Annotated in this window: 7 protein-coding genes; 5 read left to right on the forward strand and 2 right to left on the reverse strand. The window is 57.0% G+C overall.

The features are described 5' to 3' along the window. The first annotated feature begins 93 nt into the window (after positions 1 to 93). Entirely contained in the window at positions 94 to 1803 is a 1710-nt protein-coding gene (locus SFX18_10775) for a formylglycine-generating enzyme family protein (protein ID MDX1963629.1), read from the forward strand. A gap of 524 nt (positions 1804 to 2327) precedes the next feature. On the opposite strand, the gene larB is transcribed toward SFX18_10775, so the two are convergent. Beyond that, a complete protein-coding gene (gene larB, locus SFX18_10780) occupies positions 2328 to 3119 on the reverse strand; it encodes a nickel pincer cofactor biosynthesis protein LarB (GenBank protein ID MDX1963630.1) in 792 nt (263 codons plus the stop codon). A gap of 235 nt (positions 3120 to 3354) precedes the next feature. Here larB and SFX18_10785 point away from each other — a divergent pair, with 235 nt between their 5' ends. Further along, the gene (locus SFX18_10785; GenBank protein ID MDX1963631.1) at positions 3355 to 4920 is read left to right on the forward strand and encodes a UbiA family prenyltransferase; all 1566 of its coding nucleotides are present in this window, start codon (positions 3355 to 3357) and stop codon (positions 4918 to 4920) included. 178 nt (positions 4921 to 5098) lie between these two features. Here SFX18_10785 and rho read toward each other — a convergent pair whose 3' ends face one another. Beyond that, on the reverse strand, positions 5099 to 6445 hold the full coding sequence (rho, locus tag SFX18_10790) for a transcription termination factor Rho (GenBank protein MDX1963632.1): 1347 nt from the start codon (positions 6443 to 6445) through the stop codon (positions 5099 to 5101). A 1236-nt stretch (positions 6446 to 7681) separates the two neighbouring features. Here rho and SFX18_10795 point away from each other — a divergent pair. From SFX18_10795 to SFX18_10805, 3 genes are all read left to right on the forward strand, one after another. Beyond that, a complete protein-coding gene (locus SFX18_10795; protein ID MDX1963633.1) occupies positions 7682 to 9862 on the forward strand; it encodes a hypothetical protein in 2181 nt (726 codons plus the stop codon). 103 nt (positions 9863 to 9965) lie between these two features. Further along, the gene (locus SFX18_10800; protein ID MDX1963634.1) at positions 9966 to 10958 is read left to right on the forward strand and encodes an ATP-binding cassette domain-containing protein; all 993 of its coding nucleotides are present in this window, start codon (positions 9966 to 9968) and stop codon (positions 10956 to 10958) included. Positions 10959 to 11116: 158 nt separating this feature from the next. Beyond that, the gene (locus SFX18_10805) at positions 11117 to 12049 is read left to right on the forward strand and encodes a nucleoside hydrolase (protein MDX1963635.1); all 933 of its coding nucleotides are present in this window, start codon (positions 11117 to 11119) and stop codon (positions 12047 to 12049) included. Positions 12050 to 12244: the final 195 nt, after the last annotated feature.

Below are 12244 nucleotides of genomic sequence, written 5' to 3' on the forward strand. Positions count from 1 at the left end.
CCCATTCCAAAGTTTTGGCTAAAACTCATGGCTCGTCAACCGATCGCAATCATTGGTTTGTTGTTGATTCTCGCAAGCGATTTCTCAATTGCCTTGGCAACCGCCTCTCTGCCGACAACAGTGACTATTCCCCCGGCGGAGAATGTGAAAGAGCCAATCACAAACTCCCTTGGTATGCGGCTGGTCTATATTCCACCAGGCGAATTTCTGATGGGAAATGGCGAAACCGCGGAATCAATGGCCGATTTTCACAAAACAAATTATCATGCCTTTAACTTGACACCGGAACGCTTTGCTCAAGAATACCCGCAACATCGGGTGCGGATCACTCGCCCATTTTACATGGGCGCTTATCACGTCACACGCGGTCAATTTCGCAAGTTTGTCGATGAAACCGGTTATAAAACCGTCGTGGAGGGGCGCGATGGCCGGCCGCCAGGCGCTTTAGGCGTTGACGCCAAGTCGTTGAGTTATGGTTTTCTCAAAGATGTTTCCTGGCGAAATCCTGGCTATGAACAGTCCGACGAGCACCCGGTTGTCATGATGACGTGGAGCGACGCGGTTGCCTTTTGCGAGTGGCTCAGCAAAAAAGAGGGCAAAGTGTATCGTCTGCCGACCGAGGCGGAATGGGAATACGCCTGCCGCGCCGGAACTACCACTCGCTATCATTGTGGCGACAATCCCGAGAGCTTGGCCACCGTGGCCAATGTGGGCGATGCCACCTTGAACGAAAAATTCCCGCATCATGGAGGAACGCTGAAAGCCCGTGACGGTTACTTTCTGACCTCGTCCGTGGGGAAATTCCAACCCAATTCTTTTGGCCTTTATGACATGCATGGCAATGCGCGGCAGTGGTGCTGGGATTGGTACAAGCCGGATTACTATCTCGAATCGCCTGTGGACGATCCCACCGGTCCGGGGCGCGGCTATCTTGTCCGGGAAGCGCGCGTTCTCCGCGGCGGTTCCTGGCTTAGCATTCCTTGGGAGTGTTATTCCGCTTCCCGTCACTGGGCAAATCCCACCAGCATCGACTGTGATCAAGCGGGCTTTCGCGTGGTCTCATTCTTGGATCCCGATGACGATCCAATCAAACGTTCCTCCGCGCTAAGACCCCCTGCGGCGGCAAACATGCAAGTCTCTCTCGACAAAGTACAGTCGACTCGGCCTGGTGAGCGCGAGGCGGTGATCATTCACTATCGCCTGAGCGGTCCCGAGCTGGCGGATGTGCTGGCCATTCGCACACATATTTTAGAAGCCACGGATGACAACGACAGACCTTTGGAAAAAACGGAGAAAGACGAGTTTAAACACCCACGTAGGAGAGAGATTTGGCTCAATGCTCCCGGCTCGATCAAGAAATTAAAGTTGCTCCGCGGCTATTTGGAACTCATGTTGTCGGCTAAGGATCCCTCGTCGAATGTCACAGCCAATTTCCCCAAGGAAGCCGGCGTGCCACTCAAGCGAGACATTCTGCAACCAGGGGTGATTGAGATCACACTCCAGAAATTGCACGACCCTAAAGATGCCACCACTCCACCCCGGGTATGGAAATTGGAATATTTGATCAAAGATCCTTACGGTAAAGTGATCGGCAATCCGGAATTTCTAGATCGTGATGGACGAGCCTTACCGACACAAGGTCCGTGGGGCGGCGGCAGCGGCGGCACAAAGCAGATGACCATCGTATTTTTTGCAAAACCGCCAGACGATTTACTTGTCAGATTTCACATCGCCACTGAAAATTCGCTCGTATCCGTCCCGTTTGAATTCAAAGATATTTCCGTGGTCCAGCCAGCCCGATAAGTAAAGCCGCGCCCGACGATCAAGGCGTGCGTTCACTGCTGGTGGAGCGACTTCCATTATTCACTTTCACTGAGGTTTTTCTTGTCCCCTAACGGGGAATAGAAGCCTCCTATTTCATAGTATTCTTTCAAGTGAGATGCCCAGCTTGCTTGTAAACTTAGTGCTTTTTCAAAGTGAAATATTCGAATTAGGCAGATCAGCCATAGGGCGCTAGCCCAAGTTTTTTGCCGCTCTAAACGTGTGCTTGAGCCCAACGACTCATCCGTAACGAATCGTTGTCAAAGCAATAGAGACAGAGAAACAAGAGGAACGAGAGAGTCGAATGAAATTTAATAGAAGTGACTATCCGCTTGTCATTCTTTATGGTCGCTGCCCGACCCGGGCTAGTTTTTGTAGCCGCTACGCGGTAGGAGGGCAATAAACAAAAAGGCAAAAACCTGATGGGCGAGTAAAACTCGCCCCTACGGCTAACTCGGCGATAGAATCTCGCCGCTACAGGCGACATGATGACGAATCCTCGCCTTCTACAAACTTCGCCGCGCGATGAGGCCCGCAATGTAGCCCGCCTTGAACCCGGCGTCGATATTCACCACCGTTACATTCGCCGCACAGCTATTGAGCATGCCCAACAGCGCGGCTAACCCGCCAAAGGCCGCCCCATAACCGACGCTGGTCGGGACGGCGATCACGGGGCAACGGACATAACCGCCAACCACGCTGGGCAATGCCCCCTCCATCCCCGCGGCAACCACCACCGCGTCCGCGGTTTGAATGTCGGCCAAGCGGGAAATCAGGCGTTGCGGTCCCGCCACGCCGATGTCGCTAAACAGCGTCGTTTCGCAACCCATCCAGGCGGCGGTGTCGCGGGCTTCCTCCGCCACGGGCAGATCCGTGGTTCCCGCAGTGACCACGCACACCCGTCCCGTAGCATTATTATTTTCCCCCGTAGATTCCAGGGTTGCCCCGGGATCGATCCGCAGCGTCCGGCCCACCGCATTGTGCCGCGCCGCGGGAAAGGCGGCTGTCACGGCGGCGGCTTGCTCCGGCGTGATGCGGGTCATCAAGACACGCTGCCGCTGGGCTAAAAGTGCCTCGGCAATCTGGATGAGCGCCCAGTCCGATTTTCCCGGGCTATAAACCACTTCGGGATATCCGCAGCGTCGTTGCCGATCTAAATCAACCTGCGTGTGTTCTAGATTCGCCGTTTGAGCGCGGGTCAATTCCGCCAATAGGGCCGCGGCGGATAGTTCTCCCCGTTGAAAGCGTTCGATCCAATGATTTAGTTCCGCGGAGGAAGGGGGAGGCGGCATGGACATGGGAAAATTGATCGTGGGTGAAGCGTGCGGAATGTGATTGATTGTATCGATTATAGCGTTAGGCACGCCCAATTCAGGGGAATTCCCCCTGTTAGGCAATGGATCGTTTGACACTCGCGACGAATTGGTTGATGCTGGAGAGTAGGCGCTTAGCCGGGTGTTTTGGCACGGGGTTACCTGGGGGCCAGGGATGGGCGGGACGCGTTTTTATCTAACTTTATTGTGGGCGGCGGGCATGTCCAGTTATCCAATTAGCAGCGAGCCGGAGCCAGCCGCCGCGGACGCCGATAAGATCGCCGCCGCCACGCCCGGCGCAACCAAGGTGATCCCGCTCTTTGTCGATTTGGACGGGACGCTAATCGCCACGGATATGGGCCAGGAAACAGCCTTTCAAGCCATTAAACAGCATCCCGCCGTGCTGCTGCAATTCCCCCTGCTAGCCGCGCGGGGACTGGCCGTGCTCAAGCGGCACCTCGCCTCGCGCGTGCGATTTGATGCCGCGGAATTGCCCTATCACGCGCGGGTGGTCACGGCCCTTCAAGAAGCCAAAGCCGCCGGGCGGCCCATTATATTGGCCACGGCCAGCGACCGCCTGCTGGCGGAACAAATCGCCGCGCATCTGGGTCTATTTGACGCGGTGTTGGCCAGCGATGGACTGCATAATTTAAAGGGGTCGGCCAAACTGGCGGCCATCCAGGAGTTTTGCGCCAAGCAGGGGTGGGAACAATTTGAATATTGGGGGGATGCGCGGGTGGATTTGCCCATCTGGCGGGCGGAAAACTCCGCGGCGATCGGGGCGGTCAACCCCGGCAGGACCGTGCGGGCCGAATTGCAAAAAGAACGCCGCCCGGTGCAAATCTGGCACACCCTGCCGCCGCGCTGGCGGGCGCTGTTAAAGTTGATCCGACCCACGCAATGGGTCAAGAATTTGCTGTTGTTCGTGCCGCTGGTGCTGGGACATCAATTGAGTAGCGGGGAAAAAATTTGGCAGGCGTGCGTGGCGTTTATGGCGTTTTCGCTATGTGCCAGTGCGGTGTATGTGCTAAATGATCTGTTCGACGCGCCCGCCGACCGGCGCAACCCGCATAAATGCCGCCGACCCTTCGCGGCGGGGACGCTGCCGCTAGCGTGGGGACCGTTTTTGAGCCTTGGTCTGGCCGCGGCGGGGTTTGCCATCGCGCTACTGGGTCTGCCGTGGGCAGGGGGGAATGCGCCGTCATTCGCGCTGTTGATGGGCGCGTATGGGCTGATAAATTTGGCGTACAGCCTGTGGCTCAAGCGGCACATGGTGATCGACGTACTGCTGCTGGCGGGAATGTACTGCCTGCGGATCGTGCTGGGGGGGGTGGCGACCGGCATTACCGTGTCCGAATGGCTGATGGCGTTCGCGATTTTCTTTTTTACGTCATTGGCCTTTGCCAAGCGGCACGCCGAACTGGCCCGCCTGGCGGACGAGAACCAACCCGCCACGCCCGGGCGAGGCTATGGCGTCCACGACCTGAGCATGATCGAAAGCATCGGCCCGACCGCGGGGTATATGTCGATTTTGGTGCTGGCGCTGTATGTCAACTCGGACAATATGAAGAAGCTGTATAACAACCACTGGGCGCTACTTATGATTTGCCCGGTAATGCTGTATTGGATGACGCGGCTATGGTTTGTGGCCAAGCGGCGCGAGCTAAACGAAGACCCGCTGGTTTACGCGTTGTCGGACTGGGTTAGCTGGCTGGCGGCGGGAATGGTGGTGGCGCTGGCGGTACTGGCCAAGACGGGATGGTTCTGGGGGGGGATGATACCGTAAGGGGGAACATGAACCGCGGCGTCCTATGTTTTTCTCTTAGGCAATAGGTCGGATCGTGATCAGACACAGTTAGAGTATCATAATGATCACGGATTTGGATTTTTCATTTCGGAACCCATTCCGCCTGACTTTCCTTATCGATGGAACTACTCTTTTTCATGGCGGAACATGTTCCGCCCTACTCCGACAACGCCCGCGCGCCGCTGATCAAGTTGATGAATTCCTTATTGGATTTGAACTTGGCCAGGCGGGTGGTGAGCTGTTCCATGGCATCGACATGATGCATGGTCGAGAGTGTCCGCCGCAGCATGGTGACGGCGTGCAGTGTTTCGGGATCGAGCAGTTTTTCCTCGCGGCGGGTGCCGGATTGGCTGATGTCGATCGCCGGCCAGACGCGGCGGTCGGCCAATTTGCGGTCCAGCACCAGTTCCATGTTGCCGGTCCCCTTGAACTCTTGAAAGATCACTTCGTCCATGCGGCTGCCGGTATCGATCAGCGCGGTGGCGCAAATGGTCAGCGAGCCCCCTTCTTCGAATTGGCGGGCGCTGGCAAAAAGCTTCTTGGGAATGTCGAGCGCGCGGATATCGACACCACCGCTGCCGGTCCGGTCGCTACGGACGGTCTTGTTGAACGCGCGGGCCATGCGAGTGATAGAGTCCATCAGTAAAAAGACGTCCTTCCCCATTTCGGTCAGGCGCTTGCAGCGCTCGATCACCAGTTGCGACAGGCGCACGTGGCTTTCCACATCGCGGTCCAGGCTACTGGCAATGACCTCGCCACGGACAGAGCGCTTCATGTCAGTCACTTCCTCGGGACGCTCATCCACCAACAACACGATCAAATAAACATTGGGATAATTTGTGGAAATAGCCGCACTGACCTGTTGCAAGAGCATGGTCTTGCCCGTGCGCGGCGGCGCGACGATCAACGCCCGCTGCCCCTTGCCTAGCGGGGTCAGTAAATCCATGACCCGCGTGGTCAGCGGCTGCTGCCCGGTCTCGAGCTTGAGCCAGGTCTCAGGATTGATGGGCGTTAAATTATCAAATACCTTGACGTTGGGATATTGCTCGGGGGGCATGCCGTCCACGTCCAAAATTTCCTTGAGCCGCGGGCCTTGCTGGCGGCGGCCCGGCTGGACCATGCCGGATAGCATGACTCCCTCGCGCAGGCGGAATTTTTCGATCATGGTCCCGGGCACAAACGGATCAATCCGTTCACGGGCATAGTTGTTGTTCGGGCTACGCAAAAAACCGTAGCCATTGGGGTGCATCTCGAGGACGCCGCGGCCATGCTCCAGCGGGAGCGGTTCGCCGATATCCTCCCCCACGGGCTCGTTGTAATTCAGATTATCCACCGGGATATTGCTGGACATGGGACGGCGAAAGCTTTGACCGGGCGCTCCGCCACGACTGCCGCCGCGACCATTCATCGGTCTGCCGCCGGGATGTCCCCCGGAACCGGGACGCCCCCCCCGTGCCCGCCCGCCACCATTACCGCCACCCGGACTTTTTCGACCACGCGTCATAACAGAACACCTAATACGGCCCGGCAGAAACTGCGCGGGACAAAAAGCGGCCTCATGAGAAGCCAAAAGAGAATATTCAGCCACCGGGCACTCCACACCCAGCGGCCACCGAACCCACACGGAGCCTGGATAGAACAAATCCGCCAGGCGAAACACCAAAATTCGCAAGACATCCCAACAAACGGTTGCTAGAACTGCCAGCCTCTACGCCAGCTAATCAAGTGCCAACACCGCTTTATAAGCCTATATGCCCACCGGCGAAAGCCTCACAGGCGAAAAGCCATTCGCCGTGACATTCAGCGCGGAGACAAATCCCCCGCTGCCAAACCTTCCGTTGCTCTATGAATGCGGCGGGGCCGTATGCCGAGCAATTCCCCTGTATGAAAAAAAGCTATCACTCCACGCATCAATAACAAAGGTCAAAGTTCAATAACAGGAACAGTTCTATAACAGGAACGCTCTGGACGTTTAGGAATCACGTTTCAAAAAACGGAAAAGCCCAATTATAAGTGGCGGGCTTGGCCACCCCGTGTTCCCCATCTAAGCCCATGTTTGCGGCAATGCTTTTTTTATACCAAGTTAGCCAGTGCCTAAAGGTCAGCCAATATCTACAAGGTAGGCCAATATCTACAGGTCAGCCAGGGTACAGCTATGCCAGCATTAATGGCTAAGCCAACCTAGCAACGATGCCAGCGTTAACATTTAAGCCAGCCGAGCTATCAACGCAAAAGGGTCAGCACACAAATAACAGGTGATGACAGCGCGCCACTTTTTTTCAGGAAAGACCACTAGCAGAAGTCATGCCATAAACAGCTAAGAGCCAAAAAAGCATGTTTGCCGTAGCTTTTCCATAACAAGCGAACAGCTAGCAGAAAAAACTCCACTGCTAGTGTCTTGTTACTGTGGCCAGAATACGTAGGGTTGGCCAGCGAATGCCTTTTGTAGGATCAAAGGCAAATTGCTAATCTCTCCTTGAAATATAACGTCCCCACCCACGCTGTCAAGTGAATCCGGGGGGTGAATTTGCCAAGTGCGGGAATATTTTTGGGAAAGAACAAAGCCCGTTGGCCAGGGGGAGCGACGTCCTTTTTTGCTGTTCTGACTGGTAAACACGGTAAATCGCGAAAAACCCCATTGTCCGCTAAAATCGCTAACCTTTATCAATCATCCCGCCCGATACGTCCCAATAGGTCTCAATCTGCCGGTTTTTTTGGCAGAGTCCATGGGGATTTTATGATGAAATTAGCGCTTCGCTCGTTGCCAATCGGTTTCCTGTTGATCATGTTGGTCTGTGGTTCGGCACATACCGAATTACCCGCTGCCACCGAATCGGAAATTTCCGCTAGTTCGGCTATTCCTTGGAAAACCAATCTCCGGGAAGCCCAACAGCTTGCCACGGTAACGCGCCAGCCGGTGGTTCTCTATTTTTATTTGCCGGGAACGGCCCCGACAACGCGCTGCGAAGACACCATCTTGCGCCATGCCGATGTTCACCGCCAACTGACAAAACAGGCGATCCCCGTGCGGATCAATGTGCGCGACGTCCCCTACACCGCCCGGCACTTTCAAGCCACCGATCCGGCCCAATTGCCCCTGATCGTAGTGCAAAGCCCCACACAACAAGAGCTGCTGCGGTTAACGATTCCCGACACGGGAGCAGCCCTAGCCAAGCTCTTACAACCGATCCTAGAACCCGCTGCCAATGGGCTGGCTTCCGCGGAAACGCCTAAGGCTGACTTGGCGGCCACGCCCTCCCCTACGAAACAGCCCGCGACAAGTTCCTCAACAACTTTGACAGCATCCCCTCAGCCAGCCAAACCCGCAACTCCAGCCGCAAAAAACGCTGACCCTGAGGACGCGACCTTGCCCGGCCATATTGCCACCACAGCGCCGGAAAAGCCCAAGACGACCCCTGATCCCGCGACTGTTCGCGCCGATACTTCCCAAACCGCCGCAACCACCGGCGTTCAGGATACGACCGTTGTCAAGGTTTCCCAAGTAGTTCCAAGTACCGGCCCGGCAATTACCTTAGGCTCACCTCAATTATCCAACCAGCCCGCCAGTTCCCTGTTCCCGCTGAGCAGTCAACCCATCTCCCGCGCTCCCGCGGCAAATTTTCAGTACCCCGCGAATCCCCCCGCCCCCTCCCCGGTGGCGGCGGTCGCCGCGACAACAGCTGCAAATCCAAAGCTGACTCCCGCCGCCGTGGAAGCGAACGCTCCCCATGTTAGCCCAGCTCCCCCCATGAGCGCCCCCCCCCAAACGCCCTCGGGGACTGGGCCTGCGCTAACGGCAACATCCCTTCCCGCTAGCGTTGTGCCAGTTTCCCCCGCCCAACCCGCGGCAACTCCCGCAATCAGTGGTTATGCGGGAATTGATAGCATCCCCTTTCAACCGGTTGTCGGAGGATCAATCCCGCCTCGGGGTGTATCCGCATCCCCAGCGGTGACTCCCCCGGCCACAAATACGCCCACGGTCTCCTCCCCCGTGGCATCGGCCGGTGTGGTTGCCTCCCCCTCAAACATAGTTCCAACGGGCAATTCCGGGACGACAGCGGGATCCCTGCCTGCTGCCCAACCCCCGCAGCCTTCCCCGCCAGTCCTTCCCCATCCGCTCGCAATCACCGCGCAACCGCCGTTTTCCAATCCTACCACCGCCTCGAATACGCCCCCGGGTGGCTTGGTTCAGCCCCTTGTTTCCTCGGTCAATCCGATACGAACAGCGGCGGCGGGACCGCCAAGCCCGGCGATCTCCGCTTATAGCACAGAGAATTACGAGAAGTATTTGGGGCAGCCATTGACGGGGGGATCGCCACAGCCCAAGACGACTACATCCAGCCCGGTACCTGTGCCGCCCGGTCCAGCGTCGTTGGCGATCGTACCCCCGGCGTCCGCCGCTTCCCCTGTTTCTAGCCCGTTAGCGGTGGCGGTTCCCTCCGAGATAACTCCGCTGGGCCCCGTGCAGTTGCCGCCGGTAACTACCGGCGCGGCCACGCTTAACCCGCCGCGCAACAAACAAGAAGCCGCGGGAAGCCCCCAACATTTGGCCCTGGATGGATACTGCCCCGTGACCCTGCTGGACCATCGCAAACTAGGGTCCAAAGCCTGGGTCAAGGGAAATTTGGATTTTGGCGTTGTGCATCGGGGACGGACGTATCTCTTTGCCGGAAAAGAGCAACAGCAAAAATTCTTGCTGAGTCCCGATAAATATAGCCCCGCGCTTTATGGACATGATCCCGTCTATTTGGCTCAACAAGGGCATTATGTGTTGGGTAAGCGCGAATATGGCTTATGCGTCGGCGAGCGGATGTTCTTGTTTGCCAATGCCGCGTCGCTCAAGGAATTTCAAACCCATCAAGAGCAGTATCTGACACTAGCGCGGCAGGCGGAATTGCCCGCAGGCACCAGCTTGCGATGATGAAATCACATTTGTCGAGAACGCCGCTCATCAGGAATTCATGAACGGGGCGGCTCGCTGGCACCCACTCGACCCGTCCGGGGGTCTATTCTATAATCGCGGCATGCCGCCGGTTGTTTCCGCAGCCAATCTGACCAAGACCTACACCGTGGCCGTCAAACAAAGCGGTTTTTGGGGGGCGGTGCGCGGATTGTGGCGACCCGAAAAGCGCGCCGTGGACGCCGTGCGGGGCATTGACCTGCATATCGAACGCGGGGAGTTTGTCGCGTTTCTCGGCCCAAATGGCGCGGGAAAAACCACCACCCTCAAGCTGCTGTCGGGTATCATCACCCCCAGCGCGGGAACCGCGCAGGTCCTCGGTCATGTCCCCTGGCTGCGCGAAAATCCGTTCCGCCGCCGTTTTGCCCTGGTCATGGGCCAGAAAAACCAGCTCTGGTGGGACTTGGCCGCCCAGGAATCTTTCCGCCTGCATCAAGAAATTTACAATATCCCGCCGGTTGATTATCAACGCAATCTCGACGAACTTGTCGAACTCTTGGGCGTGGGAAAATTGCTCACCCGGCCCGTGCGCGAACTGTCGCTGGGCGAGCGGATGAAAATGGAACTGATCGCGTCACTGTTGCATTCGCCCGAGGTATTATTTTTGGATGAGCCGACGATCGGCCTGGATGTCGTGGCGCAGCACAATATTCAACAATTTTTAAAGCGGTATCAACAAGAGCGGGGCATCACGATTTTGTTGACCAGCCATTATATGAAGGATATCGCGGCGCTCTGCCGCCGGGTGATTATCATCGCCCAGGGAAAGATCATTCATGATGGATCGCTGGCGGACATCGTGGAAACATTTAGCGGGCACAAGCTGGTGACGCTGGAACTGGCGGAAGAACCGGCCACGGCGCGGCTGGCGGAATATGGCGAGGTGCAGGAGCTGAGAATGCCGATGGCCCGCTTAAAAATTCCCCGCGACGAAGTCCCCGCCCGGTTGGCGAAATTATTGTCGGAATTGCGGGTGGCGGATGTCAGCGTGGAGGATCCGCCGCTCGAGGATGTGATCGCGCTGGTCTTTGCCCAGGCAGAGGCGGAAGGGGGTTAGCGCCGACCAGCGCGCGAAAAAAAGGGGGCATCCGCGACGACTGGTCCTGCTTTTTATTGTTTTGGACTGGAAAACCACGCATGGCAAGATTTGGCTTGTCAGGCGGAGCACCCCGCCCCTAAAATTCAGGGGCAGCATACTTTTATAATAGGCTGGATATGCCCCGCAAAATCATCATCGACGTCGATCCGGGAATCGATGGCGCCGTGGCCCTGGCGCTCGCGCTGTTTGACCCGCGACTAGAAGTCGTGGCGGTCACCGCGACAGGGGGGCGGGTTTCGTCCGCGCAAGCCACCAAAAACGTGCAGACGATCATTGAAACGCTGGATCCCCCCCGCTGGCCGCGGATCGGCGCGGCGTACGTCGATCAACTGACCTCGGGTGATGCCGCCCGTCTGCACGGCGCTGACGGCCTGGGAAACGCCGACCTGCCCAGCGTCGGCCTGGCCAAGCTGCTATCCGCCGAAAAGCTGCTGGTCGAAACGGTGCGGGAAAATCCCGAGGATATCACGCTGGTCGCGCTGGGCCCCTTGACCAATGTGGCGCGGGCGATGCATCTGGACCACCATTGGCAAAGCCAGGTCGGTCGGGTGTTGATTAGCGGCGGGGCCTTTTTTGGACCGGGAGATGTCACGCCCGCCGCGGAGTTGAGCTTTTATAATGATCCGTTTGCGGCGCGGCAAACCGTTAAATCTCCTATGACCAAGACGCTGCTTCCGGCCGATGTGGCGCGGCAGCTCAGTTTCAGCTTTGCGATTATCGACCAGTTACCGGCGGAAACTACCCGCGTGGGCAAATTTCTGAGAAAAATCATCCCCTATGCCATGCGGGCCCAACGACAAGAACTGGGACGCGAGGATCTAGAATTAAACTCTGTCGCGGCGATCGTGGCTCTAACCAATCCCGAACTGTTCGAGACGCAAGAGCACGCCATCGATGTGGAAACAGAGGGAACGCTTGCATTAGGGGCATTGATCGCCGATCGCCGGAATGTCCGCGAGTGGCGCAATAATGCCGAAGTGATTGTATCATTGGACGCCGCTGCGGTGCGTGATTGTGTGCTGCGGGGATTGGCCTTGGCCACGGCATAAATCTTGGACGCGTTCGAACGAATCAATGGGGGCTAGTATTTTGTAAAGGGACGAAAAATTGATCATTAATACACTTTCTAGCTAAATGTAGCGCAACTAGCAATTTATGAAGGCATGCAGTATTACTGGGTTATTTCCGCATGACGCAACCGCGTTGTGGTAGAATTTTTTGGCTTGCGGTATTCCCAGGGTAGC

This window comes from Pirellulales bacterium, from assembly GCA_033762255.1.
GTDB lineage: Bacteria > Planctomycetota > Planctomycetia > Pirellulales > JALHPA01 > JANRLT01.

Coding starts and splice junctions, on each gene's coding strand:
- rho (MDX1963632.1), bottom strand. CDS start 6,445: ATGACGCGTGGTCGAAAAAGTCCGGGTGGCGGTAATGGTGGCGGGCGG.
- SFX18_10805 (MDX1963635.1), top strand. CDS start 11,117: ATGCCCCGCAAAATCATCATCGACGTCGATCCGGGAATCGATGGCGCC.
- SFX18_10785 (MDX1963631.1), top strand. CDS start 3,355: ATGTCCAGTTATCCAATTAGCAGCGAGCCGGAGCCAGCCGCCGCGGAC.
- SFX18_10795 (MDX1963633.1), top strand. CDS start 7,682: ATGAAATTAGCGCTTCGCTCGTTGCCAATCGGTTTCCTGTTGATCATG.
- larB (MDX1963630.1), bottom strand. CDS start 3,119: ATGTCCATGCCGCCTCCCCCTTCCTCCGCGGAACTAAATCATTGGATC.
- SFX18_10800 (MDX1963634.1), top strand. CDS start 9,966: ATGCCGCCGGTTGTTTCCGCAGCCAATCTGACCAAGACCTACACCGTG.